The following is a 17,575-nucleotide window of genomic DNA, read 5'->3' as shown; positions in this document are numbered from 1 at the left end:
TCGCCCGGTCGGATGGCACTGCCCGGCGGGGCGTCACGGGAAGGGGTGCGGGCCGGGATTGAGGTCGGCCCCGGCCAGGTCGTCCGGCCGCAGCCCCGCCTCGCGCAGCGCGGTCCGCGTGCGGGGCATGTGCCGGGCGCGCTGCCGCGTCCAGCCGAAGTCGAGCGGCAGCAGACCGGGCACGAGCACCTTCACGGTGTGCAGCCCCAGGGCGCGCTGCTCGGGCGCGGTCTGGTCGACGACGACCACGTCGAACCCGGCGGACGTCACGGCCTCCACCGCCACGAGCAGGTCGTCCCGCACGTCCGCCCCGATCCCCTCGAACCCGGGTGGACGCAGATCGGCCACGGCCACCGGCGCCGGGGGTGAGGGCCGACGGAGCAGGAAGTCGGCGTGGCGGCCCATCTCCGGCACCGCGTACACCAGCGGATGGTCGTGCAGACTGGTGATCTTCGCGAAGTCCTCGGCCATGGCCCGGTATCCGGCCTCGTTCCGCTCGAACCGCTGGAGGAGCTGCACCGAGTCGGTGGCGATCTCGCACAGGGCCGCGGCGAGCGCCGCCTCCGGGTCGAGGGAGGCCCCGGCCCCGAAGCACATCCGGGCCGGGCCCCCGTCGAACCGCTCGGCCACGCCCGTGACCACGGGCACCGGAAAGGTGATCCGGGTGTCGAAGAACCTGGCCCGGTACCCGTACAGGGCCATCCGGTCCACCATGACCCGGGTGCGCGGGTCGGCGCTGGTCGCCGGGTCGATCTCGGGGAGCGGCTGCCTGCCGTGCCAGGCCAGCAGGAAGGCGTCCCGTTCCAGGACCTCCATCAGACCGCCGAGCACGGCCTCTTCCGGACTTCCCCCGGAGGAGCAGCCGTTGGAGCTCTCCTGGACGAACCGGTGCTCGATCCCCGGCTTGTGGTAGTACGCGAGCACCTCGGGCACGGCACGGGGGATCCCGTCCCGCAGCGACCAGCCCCACACCCACGGGACGGGCCGGTCCGGGGCGAACGGCGGCACCCACGGGTTGGCCCGGTGGAACTCCTCCGTGTAGAGACCGGTCTCCCGGGGGTCGACGGCGGTCGGCCCCAGCTCGTCCAGGGACGCCGTCAGGGTGACGGCACGCCCCCGGGCCCGCATCCCCGCGAACCGCTCCAGACCTTCCAGGACGCCGATCAGGGTGCTGGCGCGGTACGTGTCGGCGTGACCGCCCCAGAACGTCTCCCGCAGGTACTCCCCGGACCGGCTGGAGAAGCAGCCGACGGTGGCCGAGGTGGTCGGCGAGGTCACGTCGCACACCACCGACGGACCCACCGCGCCCCAGTGCGGGTTGGCGAACGCGTCCACCGGCAGGCCGTACGCCTCCACCGGCCGCACCCGCCTGGCGCCCGGCCGGTACGGGGGCGCGGGCCGCAGGACGAGGGCGGCCGACTCCGCCGCCACCGGCTCCGGGACGCCGCAGTCGGGGCAGTCCGGCTCCGGCACCAGCGGATGGTGCCGCACGGTCAGCCGCTCCAGGTCCACGAGCCACACGTCCGGGAAGGGGCCCCGGGCGTCCGGGGGAGCGGCGGCGAGCCCGGCGACCAGGGCGGCGACCGCCCGCGCGGCGAACGGCGTCCGGTGGGGCCACGGCCCCGCCTCCCGGGTGCCGCCGCGCAGTTCGAGCCCTTCCCGCAGGCCCACCGACCGCACGCCCTGCCAGCGGCGCTCCAGACAGACGCCGCAGCCGGGCCGGTCCGCCACGGGCCGGGGGCCGACCAGGACGTGTCCGCCGTACAGGTGGACGGGGAGCGCGGAGCGCGGGGCGGCGCCCTCCCGGCGTACCCGGAAGGCGTCCCGTACGCCCAGCGCCGAGACCGTGACGTCCGGGACCGGGCGGCCGGGCGCGGACGGCAGCTCCGCCAGGGCGCGGCGGAGGTCCTCGGCGAAGAGGCGGCACGCCTCGTGCCGGGCCTCCCCGGCCCCGTCGGCCGGGGCCTCGACGAGGTCAGCGGTCATCGCCGGCCGCCCTGGTGAGCAGGACCCGGACGGTGTGGACGCCGGCGGCGGGCAGGTCGGCGGCGTGCGTGGGCACGACGAGGGCGTCCCGGCCCGCGGCGGCGAGGCGTTCCAGCACGTCCGCCCAGGCCACGGCGGAGGGTGCGGGCGCGGGGGCGTCGGCCGTCACCGGGATCAGGGCCGCGTCGAGGTCCGCGAGGAGCGGGTCGCCGGTGTCGGGCCCGTCCTCCGTGCCGAGCACGCCCTCCGCGGCGAGCTGGGCCGCGCCGAGCAGGTCGCGCAGGGCGTCGGTGGCCGCGTCGGTCCGGTCCAGGGCGGCGCCGACGGCCCAGCGGCCCGGTTGCGTACCTCCCTTCCGCCCCGCCGACCGGGTCCTGGCGAGGACGACGGACACCCCCGTGCGCTCCTCCTCCCCGAGGTCGAGGAGTTCGACGTCCAGACCCAGGTGCCCGGCGGAACGCAGCAGGAAGCGGGTCTCGGGGGCCTCGTCGAACACGGCCGGGGGGATCCCCGCCGTACGCCCCGCTCCCCGTACGGACCGCCGCAGCGCGTCGTGGGCGAGCGCGGACAGCAGACCGGCCGCCGCGGCCTCCGGCAGACCGGCGCCCGCGCCCGCCCCGGCGCGGGACGGCTCGAAGCGGCGGTCCTGGTTGTCCGGCCCGAAGGGGCGGACGGCGCCGGCCGGCACCCGGACCGGCTCCTTGGTCAGGAGCGACGTGGCCAGGACCCAGGAGGCCACCGGGTCGCCCCCGGCCCCGGTGGCGGTGGTCAGCGCGTCCGGTTCCACCCGGTGGGGCGCCTTCTCGTGGCCCGCCGCGGAGCCGGTCCCCGGGGCGGAGGCGGCGGGGACGGTGGGGACGACGTGTTCGGCGTACACCACGGCGGCGGCGTCGAGGGCGCGCAGCCGGGCGCCCGCCGTGTGCTGGACGTCGAAGGCGACGACGGTCCGCGTCCCGGCCGCGCCGAGGCCGACCTCCACGGCGCCGACCTTCAGCGGGGTCTGGGTGACCGGCTCGTCCGCGTACCGGGTGAAGACCCCGACGGACGGCCGGACCGCGAGCGAACGCCGGTCGAGGTCCGCCAGTGGCCCCTCGGTCGCCCCGTCCTCGGGAGCGGCGGCGACCACCGGCCGGAAGGCGGGCCGTCCGGCGGCCTCCGCGAGGTCGACGGGCTCGGCGGGGGAGGCCGGCGTCCGGCAGAACGGGCAGCGCGGATGGGGCAGCAGCCGCTCCGCCAGTACGTCGAAGGAGGCCGTGTCCTGGAGCAGCACCTGCCCCCGCGTCTCGGCCGGCAGCGCCTCCGTGACCAGCCGGAACACCTCGTACCCGAGCAGGTTCCCGAGCATCGCGGCGAGCGGGCCGCGCGGTGTGGTGCCGGAACTCCCCAGGGACCCGCGTCCGTTCAGGGCGAGTCCGCTCCACAGGTCGGCCGCCACCGCCGCGTCCCCCGTCGCGCCGAGCCGCAGGGCCGCGCAGGCCACACAGCCCTCGGAGTCCGGCGTGCCGGCCGGTCCGACCACCACCCGTCCGCCGAAGGTCCAGGCGGGGAGCAGGAGACGGCCTTCCGGAACGCCCCGCTCAACGAGGGCGATCGAGGTCCCGAACGCGTCGCGCCCGGCGGCGGCCACCACCACGTCGTACCCCGCGTACGCGTCCCAGCCGCCCGCCCCGCCGGAACCGGCGTCCGGCAGCACGGTCACCTCCGCCGGACTGCCCCCGGCGGTGAGCTCCTCCGCCTCCGCCCGGAGCGCGCCGAACTCCGCCGCCGTGGCGGGCCCTTGGGCCAGGGCGGCCTCGACGCCGACGGAGGCGCAGCCGTTGCGGATCAGGGAGAGCGCGCACCAGCGGGCGACCGGGCCGTCGCCGAGCACGGCGACCCGGGTGTTCCGGAAGGCGGCGAACCGGCCCTCGGCGCCGTCGGCGTAGTGGTCGACGTACGCGATCTGCTGCGCGAACCGGGCGGCGACCGCCGGTTCCACGGACGCGCTCCCCTCGACCGGGTCCGGTACGGGCCGGGCGAAGCCACGGGCGTACAGCGCCTTCACCAGGCTGCCCACCATCGCCTTCTGCGGCTCCTTGAAGCCCTCGCAGATCTCGGCCACGGTCCGGCCGCCGTCCAGGTGGGGGACGAGGAGGGTGGCGAAGCGGTAGGCGGACGGGGAGGTGACCTGGAAGCCGCCGTCGGCGTTGTGGAAGATCACGCCCTTGGGCGTCTCGGTGAACAGCACGTCGCGGCGCACCCTGGGCCGGGTGCCGGCGGTCTCCTCGTACGGCGTCGTGGGCATGCGGGGAACGCACCTCCGGGTCGGGGCCTCGTGGGCCGCGCGGAACTGAAAGGCGGGACGTGCGGGGTCGGGGAGCACGGGCCGGTCGGCCGTTCCCCGTGGCAGGGCGGGACGGAGCAGGGCGGAGCGTGGGCGGGAAGGGAAGTGCCGGGCGTCAGGTGGCGCCGGACGGCAGCGCGTGCCGGACCGCGGCGACGAGGGACTGCGGGGCGCCGCTCGTACGGGTGGAGCGGTGCAGCGCGTGGGCGCGGAACAGCGGGTTCATGCGGAGGGCCCCGGGCTGGTCCTCCTCGACGAGCCCGGTGTCGAGGAGCCGTTCGAGCACCTCCTCGGCGTCCGCCTCGGAGAGGGAGAGGGCACCGGCCGCGTCCGGCGCGGTGATCCGTCCTTCGAGGCGCGCCAGCCGCAGGTGCGCGTCGGCGAGCGGGGCGGGCAGTCGGCGCAGGGCCCCGTCGAGGGCGAGCGGCACGGACATCCGGGGGTCGTCGGGCAGCGCGAGCCGGGCGGGCAGGTCCCGCAGCAGCCACGCGGCGTGGTCGGCCAGCCGCATCCTCGGCCGGGTGAGCAGCCGGGCCGCGACGATCCGCAGGGCCAGCGGCACGTGCCCGCAGGCCTCCGTGAGGGTGTGCACGGCGCCGGTCTCGGCCGCCGCCCGCTCCTGTCCCAGGACGGCGGTCAGGAGCGCGCGGGACTCCTGCGGCGGCAGGGCGCCGAGCGGAAGCACCGCGGGCCCGTGCGTGGCGACCAGGGCGGCCAGGCCCATGCGGCTGGTGACGACGACGGCGCCGCAGCCGGTCGCGTCGAGGAACCGCCGCACCTGGTCCGGGTGCACGACGTCGTCGAGGATCACCAGGGAGGAGCCGGGGCCGGCGCCGGAGGGGAGGAGCGAGCGCAGCTCCGCGGCGGCCTCGTCGGCGGACCGGGGCGTGCCGTCGGGTCCGCTCAGCGGCAGCAGGACGGCGCCCGCCGGATACCGGTCGGCCACCAGGTGCGCGGCGTGCAGGGCCAGCGCGGTCTTGCCCATGCCGGGACCGCCCGAGACCACCGCGAGCACGGGTGCGGAGCCGCTCCGCCCGCCCTCGCCGAGATGGCTCACCAGGGCGGCGGTCTCCCGGGTGCGGCCGGTGAACCCGGGGACGTGGGGCAGGCGTGGCCCCGGGTGGCCGCCCTCGGCGGAACGGGGTCCGGCCGGCGCCTCCTCCGGGCCGTCGGGCGAGCCGTGGGGCACGAGCGGCGTGGGCAACGAGAGCGCGGGCGCGGGTGACGCGGGCGCGGGTGACGCGGGCGCGGGTGACGCGGAGGTGAGCGTCACGGTGTCCGAAACGGGCCCCCGGGGCTCGTCGCCGCGCAGGATGGCCAGTTCCAGTTCTTGCAGCTCCGTACCGGGATCGACGCCGAGTTCGTCCCGGAGGTGCGTCCTGATCCTCCGGTACTCGGCCAGTGCCTCGTTCTGCCGTCCCACCCGGTAGAGCGCCCGCATCAGCTGGGCGGCGAGCCCCTCGTGCTGGGGGCGGGCCCGGGTGGCCTCCCACAGGTCCACCAGGACGTCGCGACATCGGCCCCGGGCGAGCTGGATCTCGCAGACGCGTTCCAGGACCCTTAATCGCTCCTCGACCAGCCGGGGCACCTCGTCGCGGTGCAGGAGCTCGGAGGGCACGTTGGTGAGGAGGGGCCCCCGCCACAGGTCGAGGGCCCTGCGCAGCAGGGGGAGTTCGGCCTCCCCGGCTCCCTCGGCCTCGGCGGTCAGGCGGCGGAAGTGCAGCAGGTCGAGGGTGTCGCCGTCGGCGGGGAGGAGGTAACCGCCGGCGACCGCGACCACCGCCCGGTCCTCTATGTCGTACTTGGCGAAGAGGCGGCGCAGCCGCAGGACACAGCTCTGCAGGGCCGCCTTCGCCGTCGCCGGCTGCTCCTCGCCCCAGACGGCCTGCCGGAGACGGGACGTGGGGACCACTTCGCCGGGGCGGACCAGGAGCGCCGCGAGCAGCGACGTCGGTTTGGCCGGTGGGAGGACCACCACGTCACGCCCGTCGGTGATGCTGAGCGGACCGAGCAACTGGAAACGCACCGAGTTCCCTCCGTTGACGGTTGAACCCCTGCCGGACCGGGCTGCCACGGCGTTTCCGGGAGACGTGTCCGACGGCCGCGGGCAGGAAGGAGCACCTGTGAAGCCGTCTTCACGCGTGGTTCGGCCGTGTGGCAGTGGTGAGTGTCTACCTGCGTAGATCGCACGGTCAAGGGGGTCGGTGAAATGCCGGAGGAGCGCGGAGGGAGGCCGGGACGGGGCACGCGGCGGCAGCGTCACTGGTGGAGGCGCCCTCGACGGCTTCCAGGCGAACTCGCCTTCCCTGAAGGCGATTTGGCATCCGTGCGGAGTTCTCCGGGCGTTGCGGAGGTGTTCACGCCGGTCCCGGAGGGGCGGGTGAGGAGGCATGCGGAACGCCCGGTCGGTGCCCCCTCTTCGTGGAGGGGGTGCCGACCGGGCGGGGTCCGCGCCGGCCGCGGGCCGGTGGACGTTGCGAGCCGACCGTGGGTCAGGCGGAGCAGGAGGTGGTGCTGCAGGTGGAGCTGGAGGTCGAGGTGGAGCTGGTGCTGGTGCAGCCGGCCAGCACGACCTCGCTGGCGTCCGAGTAGTCCGAGATCTCGAAGGTCTCGGCCTCGAGCTCGAGGATCTCGTCCGCGAGGGTGCTCAGGTCCTTGTTCATGGTGCCTCCCGATGAGTCAGGGCGGATCGCCGGTCCGGTGACCTCGTGGGTACCGGTACGGAACCATTCCACCGCCCTCCGCTCACCGCTGGACACGCCTCCCGCTGGCACACTGCTGACGACTCGCTGACGCACCACTGGCACGCGCCGCCGTCCGCACGCCACCCGTGCCGGTCGTGTCGGTCGTGCCGGTCGCGTCGGTCGCGGGAGCGTGCGGACTGTGCGGGACCGGCTCAGGCGCGGGGCGCGTCGGAGCCGGAGGGGTTCGTCGGGCCTGCCGGACCCGCCGGGGGACGGGTGGTGTCGCGCGGGGCGGGGTGGACGATCCCCGTGAGCACGGTCGGCCCCCCGGACGCGGACGGTCCCCCGGTCGCGGACGGCGGCGCCGACTCGGCCTTCATCGCGGCGGTCTCGCTCTTGAGGATCCTGGCCGACTTGCCCAGGGAACGGGCCAGCTCGGGAAGCTTCTTGGCGCCGAGGAGCAGGATGACGACGATGAGCAGAACGGCTACTTCGCTGATGCCGAACATGGTGTCCGTGTCCTCTTGAGGGGCGGCGGGGGCGAGCGCGGGCGGTCGGAGGTCAGACGTTCACGCCGAAGTCGGCCGCGATGCCGGCGAGGCCGGAGGCGTACCCCTGGCCCACCGCGCGGAACTTCCACTCGGCACCGTGCCGGTAGAGCTCGCCGAAGACCATGGCCGTCTCGGTGGCGGCGTCCTCGGAGAGGTCGTAGCGGGCGAGTTCGGCGCCGTCGGCCTGGTTCACGACCCGGATGAAGGCGTTGCGGACCTGGCCGAAGCTCTGTCCGCGGTTCGCGGCGTCGTGGATGGAGACGGGGAAGACGATCCTCTGGATCTCGGCGGGGACGGCGGACAGGCCGACCTTGATGCTCTCGTCGTCTCCGTCGCCCTCGCCCGTGAGGTTGTCGCCGGTGTGCTCGACCGAACCGTCCGGGCTGGTGAGGTTGTTGTAGAAGACGAAGTGCCGGTCGGAGACGACCTTGCCGGCCTCGTTCAGGAGCAGCGCGCTGGCGTCCAGGTCGTAGTCGGCGCCGGTGGTCGTCCGGACGTCCCAGCCCAGACCGACCACGACCGCGGTCAGCCCCGGCGCCTCCTTGCTCAGCGAGACGTTGCCGCCCTTGGCCAGACTCACACCCATGCCGCATCCCTTCGTACGGGACCGGGCGGAGCCCGGCCCCGGATGATCGAGTACCAGTGTCGAGAAATCTACAGCAGTGTAGAAAATTACGGTATGTGTCCGTGCGCCGGCCTGCGGGAGGCCGGCGCGGCGAACCGATCGCGGCGGGGGAGGGCTACCCCTCGTCACCTCCGTCCTCGGCCTCCTCCTCGTCGTCGCCCTCGAAGAAGTCGCCCACCTCGTCGACGACTTCGGCGGCGACCGTGCCGCCGACCACGCCGACGGCGAGCCCGGCCGCACCGGCCGCGCATGACGGCACCTGTCCCTCGTCGAGCGGGCCGAGGGGCACGGGTGCTCCGCCCGGCGCGCCCGCCGCCGGACCGGACCGTGCCGGATCGGGCTCCGTCGGGCCGGACTGCGCCGGTACCGGCGGGGACGTGAACTGGCGCGCCTGGAGCTCGTACGCCGTCCGGAACGCTCCGGTGCCCGTGGCGGGGTCCATGAGCCGCTCGAAGGTGCCCTGTTCGACGACCCGCCCCTCGTCGAGGACGTAGATCAGGTCGGCGTGGCGCACGCTGTGGAGGCGGTGGGTGATCAGGACCGTGGTCTGCCCCGTGCCGGCGAGCCGGTGGATCTGGTCGAAGACCCGCTGCTCGGCGGCCGGGTCGAGCGCGCTCGTGGGCTCGTCCACGATGAGGACGGTCCCGTCGCGGTACCGGGCGCGGGCGAGGCCGATCTTCTGCCACTGGCCGCCGGAGATCTCCTGCCCGCCCTTGTAGCCGCGGGCGAGCAGGGTGTCCAGACCGCGCGGGAGGCTCGCGACGACCTCGTCCGCCCCCGCGTACCCGGCGGCGGCCCCGATCGCGGCGTCGTCCATCGCGGTTCCGGGGCGGCCGATGCCGACGTTGACCCGTGCGGTGAAGGGCCAGCGGTAGAAGTCCTGGGCGACCATCGCGACGCGGTCGAAGACCTGCGCCCGGTCGGCCCCGGCCGTGTCCACGCCTCCCCAGAGGACCCGGCCGGTGTCGGGGAGCCGGGCCCCGCTCAGCAGCCGGACCAGGGTGGACTTGCCGCTGCCGTTGCGTCCCACGAGGGCGACCGTCCGGCCCCGGGGGATGACGAGGTCCACCTCGTGCAGGGACGGCTTGTCCGCGCCGGGGTAGGTGAAGGTCACCTTCTCGAACCGGATCTCGTCGAACCGCTCGGGCAGGTCGCGCCCGCCCGTGGGGATGGCGCGCCGCACGGCCTCCTCGCACAGGGTCTCCAGGTCGGCGACGAACAGGGCCTCCTCCTGGACCTCGGTGACGCGCAGGACGAGGTCGGTGATGCTGGCGGATCCGGTGCGGATCGCCAGTACCGCCGTACCGGCCACGGCGAGGTCCATCCGCCCGGTCCACAGCAGCAGCCCGAGGACGCCGTAGGTGGCGACGGTCGCGATCCCGCGCGCCGAGTCCGAGAACAGGCCCGTGCGGGCGCCGATCCAGGCGAGCCGGGTCTGCTCCCGCTCGCTGGTCTCCGCCATCTGCCGGAAGTGCTTCAGGAGGAACGGCGCGACACCGTGGACGCGGACCTCGGCCGCCGCCTGCTGGTCGATCAGGAGCCGGCTGATGAGCTGGCCCGCCCGCACGTGCTGCACGAAGCGGTGCCAGCTGACGTACCGGTGACGGGCCATGGTCAGCGACCCCCAGGCGCTCGGCAGCGCCATGCAGACCAGCAGCGGGAGCAGGGCGGGGTGCAGCACGGTCAGGACGCCGGCCGCGGCGACCAGGGAGACCACGGAGGCGACGACGGCGGTGCAGTGGACGACCATCCGCCGGGCCGACTCGGCGCCCCACTGGGCGGAGTCCATCAGCTTGTGGAAGGCGTCGTCCTCGATCGCCTCCAGCTCCACCCCGGCCACCAGGCCGAGGTAGCGCTCGGTCGCCGCCCGCTGGACCTTCGGCTCCAGGACTCCGGTCGCGGCGGTCGACGCCGACTTGCAGGCCGATCCGACGACCGCGAGGACGGCGACCAGCGCGAGCGACGGCAGCGCCGCCCGCAGTCGGCCGGTGATGTCGCCGGGGGCGAGCAGCTCGACGAGCAGGGCGTTGACCGCGATCAGCGAGACGGCCTGGGTGACGCCGTGGGCGGCCTCGCCGACGGCGACGGTGGTGAGCGCCCGCGGGTCCGCCCGGCGGGCGAGGCGGACGGCGACCGCGACCTGCCGGGGCAGCGAGGCGGCCATGGAGCGCAGGCTGAGCCCGAGCCAGGCCCCGTTGTGGGCGCCCCACCCGTAGTCGTAGGTGAGCTCGCCGCCGAAGAGGAGCTGTTCGGAGGCCGAGGTGCTTTCCGCCGCCGTCGCCCCCGGAGCGCCGTTGCCGCGACTCATGCCGTCCCCCTCCGCTCCGGACGCGGTGAGGTGAAGGTGCCGAGGACACGGCGGGCATACGGCGCGGCGGCCGGGAGACGGGCGGCGGCCGGCAGGGGGACCGGGGGAGGAAGGGGAGCGGCAAGGGGGATCGATACGGGACGCAAGGCGGCCTCCGGAGGTGAGGAGGTGGAGTGAAGCGGAGTGTCGTGGAGTCCAACGAGACCCCCGGGCGTGTCGAACACATGTGTTTCGGACGCGGCGCGAACCGCGCGGGCGGGCGAATGGGTGTTCGTGCCGGGTACACCGATCCCTGCGGCGCGGGGCACGCGCCTCACCGTCCACATGGCCGAAAGGAGAATGTCCCCGCCGAGGAACTTCGAGTACAGGACCGGGAAAGCAGGTGTGGGGCGCGATCGAAGGGGCAGGCGGCCGGTGAGCGAGCGGCCCCCGTACGGACCGTCACCCCCGGCTCCCTTCCCCGGGGATGACGGCATCGGGTCCGCCGCTCCCACCCGACGGGCCCGTCCGCGCCCGGCGCACCGGAGGAGCCGCCTCGAAACGGCCCGCCGGTACGCCGACGCGGCCGGCGCTGTGCCGTTGGACGGAGATCGGCGGCGCATCCGTTACGGCGCCCCGGTGACCGGTCATGGCTACGGAGTCCCCTGCCCCCGACCACGGAGAGACGATGTCCCCCGAGAACCCCCTCAAAGCGGCCGTCGAGAAGCTGACCGAGCCCTTCCGGGAGAATGGCCCCGCCGAGGGCGTCCCCGGGGCTCCTTCCCCGGAGCCGGTACCGGTGGAGGAGCCCACCGAGCCGCGCGGGCCGCTGCCGCCGAAGCCGGACCAGACCGGTCCGGAGACGGTCAGCCCCACCGGCCAGCCGACCGGCGCGGACCAGGCGCGGGTTGCCCAGAGCGGCTCGTACCTGACCACCGCCCAGGGCACCCGCCTGTACGACACCGACCACTCGCTCAAGGCGGGCCCGCGAGGGCCGGTCCTGCTCCAGGACCACCACCTGCGCGAGAAGATCATGCACTTCGACCACGAGCGGATCCCGGAGCGCGTGGTCCACGCCCGTGGCGCCGCCGCGCACGGCGTCTTCCAGTCGTACGGCACAGCGGCGGGCGTGACGAAGGCGGCCTTCCTCGCCGCCGACGCCGAGACCCCGGTCTTCGTCCGGTTCTCGACCGTGCTCGGCTCGCGCGGCTCGGCCGACACGGTCCGCGACACCCGCGGCTTCGCGACGAAGTTCTACACCGAGGAGGGCGTCTTCGACCTGGTCGGGAACAACATCCCGGTCTTCTTCATCCAGGACGCCATCAAGTTCCCCGACGTCATCCACGCGGGCAAGCCCCACCCGGATCGGGAGATCCCCCAGGCGCAGAGCGCCCACGACACCTTCTGGGACTTCGTGTCGCTCCACACCGAGGCCCAGCACCACACCATGTGGAACATGTCCGACCGGGGCATCCCCCGCTCCTACCGGACGATGGAAGGCTTCGGCGTCCACACCTTCCGCCTGGTCAACGCCGAGGGCGCCACGACGCTGGTGAAGTTCCACTGGAAGCCCAAGCTGGGCGTGCACTCCCAGGTCTGGGAGGAGGCGCAGATCGCGTGCGGCGTGGACCCCGACTTCCACCGCCGGGACCTCGCCGACGCCATCGAGGCGGGCGCGTACCCGCAGTGGGAACTGGGCATCCAGACCTTCCCCGACACGCCCGACCAGACCTTCGAGGGCATCGACCTGCTCGACCCGACGAAGATCGTCCCCGAGGAGCTCGCCCCGGTCCGGCCGATCGGCCTGCTCACCCTCGACCGCAACCCGTCCAACTACTTCGCCGAGACCGAGCAGGTCGCCTTCCACGTCGGCCACCTGGTCCCCGGCATCGACGTCACCGACGACCCGCTGCTCGCCGGGCGCCTCTTCTCCTACCTGGACACCCAGATCACCCGTCTGGCCGGGCCCAACTTCAACCAGATCCCGATCAACCGGCCGCACGCCCCCGTCAACGACATGCTCCGCGACGGCTTCCACCAGCAGGCCGTGCACACCGGCGTCGCGCCCTACAAGCCGAACTCGCTGGACGGCGGCTGCCCGTTCTTCGCGGGCGCGGACACCGGCGCCTTCGTCGAGGTGCCCGTGGAGCTGCCGGCCGCGCGCAAGGTCCGCGAGGCGCCCGCCTCCTTCGCCGACCACTTCAGCCAGGTGCGCCTCTTCTGGCTGAGCATGACCCCGGTCGAGCGCGAGCACATCGTCGCCGCCTACACCTTCGAGCTCGGCAAGTGCTGGGACAACGCCATCAAGGAGCGCCAGCTCCAGGCGCTCGCCAACATCGACACCGAGCTGTGCACCCAGGTCGCCACCGGCCTCGGCATGTCCGTCCCGACGGCCACCGAGCCGGCGCCGGACGCCCAGCCGAGCCCCGCGCTCTCGCAGATCGGCGGGGAGTGGCCCGCCGACGGGCGGGTCATCGGCATCGTCTCCGACGGTTCCACCGACGCCGACGGCGTGCGGACCCTGCGCCAGGCGGTGCTCGACGCGGGCATGGTCCCGCTGGTGATCGCGCCCGCGGGCGGGACGATCGGCGGCGCCGACGACCCGATCACCGTCCAGCGCACCTTCGCCACCGCGCGCTCGATCGAGTTCGACGCCCTCGTCGTCGCCGGCGCCCCCGCCCCGGGCGCCGACGCCCAGGGGGCCCGTGACGCCAAGGCGGGCGAGCCGGGTCAGGGCGCGGCGCCCGTCGACCCGCGCCTGGCGCTCCTCCTCTCCGAGGCGTTCCGGCACGCCAAGGCCATCGGCGGCTGGGCGGGCGCGGAGTCCGTCCTCAACGCCTCCTCCGTCCCCGCCGACGCGCCCGGCGTGGTCCTCGCCGACAGCGGTGAGGCGGTCCTGTCGGGGCTGACCCCGCTCCTGGCCAAGCACCGGGTCTGGGACCGGTTCCCCGCCGCGCTCTGATCCCTCCTCGTCCGCACCACGGGTGTGCCCGCCGTACGCAGGTACGGCGGGCACACCCGTCTGCGTTTTCCTCTGCTCCGCGTCGGCCCGTCGGAGCCCGCACCACGGCGCCCGCCCTCTCCACCGCGCCTCAAGTTCCGAAACCAAAGGGCGAGTTGAGGTGACTTGTCCCTTCACTTTTTAAGAAACCTTGTTGAGAAAGTCATAGCTCTGTGAAGGCCCGTTGATTTGCACTCGTCAATCGGCCAGGGTTTCGAGCGAGCCGCCGGAGAGTTTCCTTCCGGAGGCCCAACCCCCCACAAATCCTGACGAGGAGAGCCTTCTTTCATGGCAACTCACAAGCGTGCCCGCAAGTTCAGGATCGTCGCCGTCGCGACCGCGATCGCCGCGGCGGCCGGAGTGACCGTCGCCGTCGGACCGTTCGCCGGTGCCGCCCCCGCCCCCGCCGAGGGGACCGTCCACGGCCTCGGCGCGGAGAACGCCGTGGCGGGCAGCTACGTCGTGCTGCTCGGCGACAAGGCCGACAAGGCCGGCAAGACCGAGCTGGCGAAGGAGTACGGCGGCACCCTGCGCCGCAGCTACGACTCCCAGGTCAACGGATTCTCCGTCAACAACCTCACCGAGACCGAGGCCAAGCGCCTCGCCGCCGACCCGGCCGTCGCGAAGGTCGTCCAGAACCGCACCTTCACCATCAACGAGACCCAGGAGAACCCGCCCTCCTGGGGCCTGGACCGGGTCGACCAGGCGGACACCGCCGGCGACCGGAAGTACACCTACCCCGACGCCGCGGGCGAGGGCGTCACCGCGTACGTCATCGACACCGGCGTCCGCGTCAGCCACGGCGACTTCGGCGGCCGCGCCTCCGACGGCTTCGACGCCGTCGACAACGACGACACCGCCCAGGACGGCAACGGCCACGGCACCCACGTCGCCGGAACCATCGCCGGAACCACCCACGGCGTCGCCAAGAAGGCGAAGATCGTGGCCGTCCGCGTCCTCGACGACAACGGCTCCGGCACCACCGAGCAGGTCATCGCCGGCATCGACTGGGTCACCCAGAACCACAAGGGCCCGTCCGTCGCCAACATGAGCCTCGGCGGCAGCGCCGACCCGGCCCTCGACGAAGCGGTCAAGAAGGCCATAGCCTCCGGCGTCACCTTCGGCGTCGCCGCCGGCAACGAGTCCTCCGACGCCGGCCAGGGCTCCCCGTCCCGCGTGCCCGAGGCGATCACCGTCGCCTCCTCCACCAAGGACGACCAGCAGTCCAGCTTCTCCAACTTCGGCTCCGTCGTGGACATCTACGCCCCCGGCTCGGACATCACCTCCGCCTGGAACGACAGCGACACCGGAACCAAGACCATCTCCGGTACGTCCATGGCCACCCCGCACGTCGTCGGTGCCGCCGCCGTCTACCTCGCCGGCCACCCCGACGCCACCCCGGCCCAGGTCGCCGAGGCGCTGACCGGGGGCGCGACCGCCGACAAGATCGGCAATGCCTCTCCCGGCACCGCCAACAAGCTCCTGAAGATCGTGGAGTAGTCCGAACCGCCCGACGACGGCCCGCCGCGCCCCCTCCCACGAGGGCGCGGCGGGCCCGTTCGCGTACGGCGGGGATCAGCGTCCGCGCCGCCCCCGGCGGCCGGCGGACTCGTCCTCCTCCTCGTCCTCCTCCTCTTCTCCGTCCTCGTCCTCGTCCTCGTAACCCTCGTCGTCCTCCTCGCCGGACTCGTCCTCCTCGCCGGCCTCGGCGGACTCGGCGTCCTCGGCGTCCTCGTCCTCGTACTCCTCCTCGTCCTCTTCCCCGGGCTCGTCCTCACCGTCCTCTTCGTACTCCTCCTCCGGCTTTCCTTCCTCTTCCTCCTCGTCGAACCCGTCCTCTTCCTGCCCCTCCTCCTGTTCCGCCTCCTGTTCCTCCTCCATGGCCTCCTCGTGCGTGCGGACCACCTCGCCGTCGCGGATCTCGCCGCGCCAGCCCTCCGGCTCGTCGTCGGTGAGGGTGACGTGCCGGCGGAAGTGCTTCAGGTCGAGCCGGAGCCGGCGGCCCTGGGCGCGCCAGACGTTGCCCGTCTTCTCGAAGAAGCCGGAGGGGTAGTACTCGACGGTGACCAGGACCCGGGTGAGCGACGGGCCCAGCTCGTGGAAGCTGACGCAGCCCCGGGTCGACCCCTTGGCTCCCTCCGAGGTCCAGATGATGTGGTCGTCCGGCACCTGTTCCTGCACGGTGGCCTTCCAACTGCGGGTGGAGGGACCCACCTTGACCTTCCAGTCACTGGTGGTCTCGTCACCCTGGGAGACGTTGCGGACGCCCTTCGCGAAGCCGCTGAAGTCCTCGTACTGGGACCAGTGGTCGTACACCCTCCGGAGCGGAGCGCCCACGTCGACCGTCTCGACGATGCTGGTGATCTTCTGGGTCCCGCTCTTGCGCTTGCCCTTACCGCCGCCGAACAGGTTCGACGCGGCATCGGTGACCTTGTCCTTCAGGCCGCCGATGGAGTGGCCCACCATCGCCTTGACGGGGGAGTCCCCCTGGAGCATGCGCCCGCCGATGTCCGCGATGCTGCCGCCGTTGTCGGCCACGTCCTGGAGCTGTCCGGTGACGTCCCCGAGCTTGTCCGTGGCCTTCTCGGCCAGTTGCCCGGTCTGGGCGGAGAGGAAGCCCCCGAGTTCGCCGAGCAGGCGGTCCAGCCCGGATCCCGACTCCTTTTCCTGGGTGCGGTCTTCGGGTGCCATGGCCTACCTCCGCGCCGACGGCTTGCGCGCGGCCGTCTTCTTCGCTGCGGTCTTCTTCGCCGCCGGCTTGCGTGCCGCGCTCTTCTTGGCGGGCGCGGCCTTCTCGGCCGTCGCCTTGCGTGCCGCCGTCTTCTTCGCGGGCGCGCTCTTCTTGGCGGGTGCGGTCTTCTTCGCCGCCGTCTTCTTGGCGGGCGCGCTCTTCTTGGCGGGTGCGGTCTTCTTGGCCGCCGTCTTCTTGGCGGGTGCGCTCTTCTTGGCCGTTGCCGCCCCGCCGCGCGCCTGGGAAGCCCTGCGCGGTGACCGGCGCGGTTGTGGCTCCTCCGGTTCGGCCTCTTCCTCTTCCTCCTCGGGTTCGGCTTCTTCTTCCTCGGGTTCCTCTTCTTCCTCGGGCTCTTCCTCCTCCGGTTCCTCTTCCTCCTCCCACGCACCCTCTTCCTCGTCCTCGTCGTACTGCTCGGGTTCCGACTCCTCGTCCTCGTAGTCCTCCTGGTCCTCGTCCTCGTAACGCCCTTCCTCGTCCTCCTCGTTGTCCTCGTCGCCGCCGCTGCCGATCGCCAGCGTCCGTTCGTGGAGCGAGTCGGCGAGGTCGGTGAGCTTGCGGTTGGCCGCGGCCTTGAGTGCCTGGCGACCGGCGTTCAGGGCTTCGCCCTTCAACTGGTCACCCATCTCCGCGACCTGCGGTATGTCCTTGAGCTTGCTCAGGCCCTCCGTCATGAGCTGCCGAGGTTCGAGGCCGAAGCGGCGCCCTGCCAGATAGGTCGCCGCGGTGAACGCGAGGCGTCCTTTCTTCGTCCGTCCCAACACGTACCCTCCGGCCACTGCGGCCGCCAGGGCGATCTTGGACGTGTCATCCATGGCCTCTGTCCCTTCACCGGGCACCCACAGCCTCGACGCCGCCTCATACGGAACTTTCCGTAACGGGCCGTACCTCCGCGCATATGCCTTCGGAGGACGCCCCGTTCGGGCGGTGGGGAACGAGCCTGTTCTCCCGGACGTGGCATTTGTCCCTATATCGTGAAATTCTAGCCTTAACTGGCTGTACGTCTTCTGGAAGTGCCACATGGCTTCAGCAGATTCGGATCGTCCCCGGCGGGCCCCGCGCGCCGACGCCGAGCGGCGGGAACGCACCCCCACCCGGCGCGGACCCGCGCAGCGCAGGGCGAAGGCCGTCGACGCCGGATCGGCGATGAGCTCGGCCGCCGAGCAACTGGCGAAGCTGCTCGGCCGACCGCCCGAATCCGTCTCCTCGCTCAAACCCACCGATTCGGGGTGGGAGGCGCAGGTGGAAGTGGTGGAGCTGGAGCGCATCCCCGACACGACCAGCGTGCTGGCCAGTTACAAGGTCTCACTCGACGAGGAAGGCGCGTTGATCTCCTTCGAACGCACCCGCCGCTACAGCCGCGGGATGATCGATCGGCCGTTCTGAG

Annotated in this window: 12 protein-coding genes; 3 read left to right on the top strand and 9 right to left on the bottom strand. The window is 73.3% G+C overall.

Annotated features, from left to right (window positions below; translation table 11 throughout):
• Nucleotides 1-33: 33 nt before the first annotated feature.
• The 7 genes from ACIP5O_RS27170 to ACIP5O_RS27140 form a co-directional block, all read right to left on the bottom strand.
• Complete coding sequence (locus ACIP5O_RS27170) at nt 34-1,986, bottom strand: TOMM precursor leader peptide-binding protein (protein WP_401297549.1); 1,953 nt, start codon at nt 1,984-1,986, stop codon at nt 34-36.
• Nucleotides 1,976-4,270: a TOMM precursor leader peptide-binding protein gene (locus ACIP5O_RS27165; RefSeq protein WP_401297547.1), complete on the bottom strand. Its 2,295-nt coding sequence runs from the start codon at nt 4,268-4,270 to the stop codon at nt 1,976-1,978. Before ACIP5O_RS27165 ends, ACIP5O_RS27170 begins: the two co-directional genes overlap by 11 nt.
• Nucleotides 4,271-4,424: 154 nt before the next feature.
• On the bottom strand, nt 4,425-6,335 hold the full coding sequence (locus tag ACIP5O_RS27160; RefSeq protein WP_401297545.1) for a BTAD domain-containing putative transcriptional regulator: 1,911 nt from the start codon (nt 6,333-6,335) through the stop codon (nt 4,425-4,427).
• A 466-nt stretch (nt 6,336-6,801) separates the two neighbouring features.
• Nucleotides 6,802-6,972: a thiazolylpeptide-type bacteriocin gene (locus tag ACIP5O_RS27155; protein WP_031128743.1), complete on the bottom strand. Its 171-nt coding sequence runs from the start codon at nt 6,970-6,972 to the stop codon at nt 6,802-6,804.
• 233 nt (nt 6,973-7,205) lie between these two features.
• Nucleotides 7,206-7,502, bottom strand: coding sequence for a twin-arginine translocase TatA/TatE family subunit (locus tag ACIP5O_RS27150; protein ID WP_401297543.1), 297 nt, complete (start codon nt 7,500-7,502; stop codon nt 7,206-7,208).
• A 52-nt stretch (nt 7,503-7,554) separates the two neighbouring features.
• Nucleotides 7,555-8,130, bottom strand: coding sequence for a TerD family protein (locus ACIP5O_RS27145; RefSeq protein ID WP_125660357.1), 576 nt, complete (start codon nt 8,128-8,130; stop codon nt 7,555-7,557).
• Between the two features lie 154 nt (nt 8,131-8,284).
• On the bottom strand, nt 8,285-10,477 hold the full coding sequence (locus tag ACIP5O_RS27140) for an ABC transporter ATP-binding protein (protein ID WP_401297541.1): 2,193 nt from the start codon (nt 10,475-10,477) through the stop codon (nt 8,285-8,287).
• A 667-nt stretch (nt 10,478-11,144) separates the two neighbouring features.
• Between ACIP5O_RS27140 and ACIP5O_RS27135 the strand changes: the two genes are divergently transcribed.
• Both ACIP5O_RS27135 and ACIP5O_RS27130 read left to right on the top strand, forming a co-directional pair.
• Nucleotides 11,145-13,418, top strand: coding sequence for a catalase (locus ACIP5O_RS27135; RefSeq protein ID WP_401297539.1), 2,274 nt, complete (start codon nt 11,145-11,147; stop codon nt 13,416-13,418).
• 327 nt (nt 13,419-13,745) lie between these two features.
• Nucleotides 13,746-14,957, top strand: coding sequence for a S8 family serine peptidase (locus tag ACIP5O_RS27130; RefSeq protein ID WP_401297537.1), 1,212 nt, complete (start codon nt 13,746-13,748; stop codon nt 14,955-14,957).
• Nucleotides 14,958-15,032: 75 nt separating this feature from the next.
• Here the strand turns inward: ACIP5O_RS27130 and ACIP5O_RS27125 are convergent, their stop codons facing one another.
• Together ACIP5O_RS27125 and ACIP5O_RS27120 are read right to left on the bottom strand one after the other, a co-directional pair.
• Nucleotides 15,033-16,148: an SRPBCC family protein gene (locus ACIP5O_RS27125; protein ID WP_401297535.1), complete on the bottom strand. Its 1,116-nt coding sequence runs from the start codon at nt 16,146-16,148 to the stop codon at nt 15,033-15,035.
• Between the two features lie 3 nt (nt 16,149-16,151).
• Nucleotides 16,152-17,003 (bottom strand): histone protein, encoded by an 852-nt coding sequence (locus ACIP5O_RS27120; protein ID WP_401297533.1) that lies wholly within the window; start codon nt 17,001-17,003, stop codon nt 16,152-16,154.
• Nucleotides 17,004-17,208: 205 nt separating this feature from the next.
• On the opposite strand from ACIP5O_RS27120, the gene ACIP5O_RS27115 reads away from it, so the two are divergent.
• Nucleotides 17,209-17,574, top strand: coding sequence for a gas vesicle protein (locus tag ACIP5O_RS27115; RefSeq protein ID WP_401297531.1), 366 nt, complete (start codon nt 17,209-17,211; stop codon nt 17,572-17,574).
• The last annotated feature ends 1 nt before the right edge of the window (nt 17,575 follow it).

The sequence above is a fragment of the Streptomyces sp. NPDC088915 genome (assembly GCF_044749825.1).
In the GTDB taxonomy this organism is placed as follows: domain Bacteria; phylum Actinomycetota; class Actinomycetes; order Streptomycetales; family Streptomycetaceae; genus Streptomyces.
This window is presented reverse-complemented; position numbering and strand designations above follow the sequence as displayed.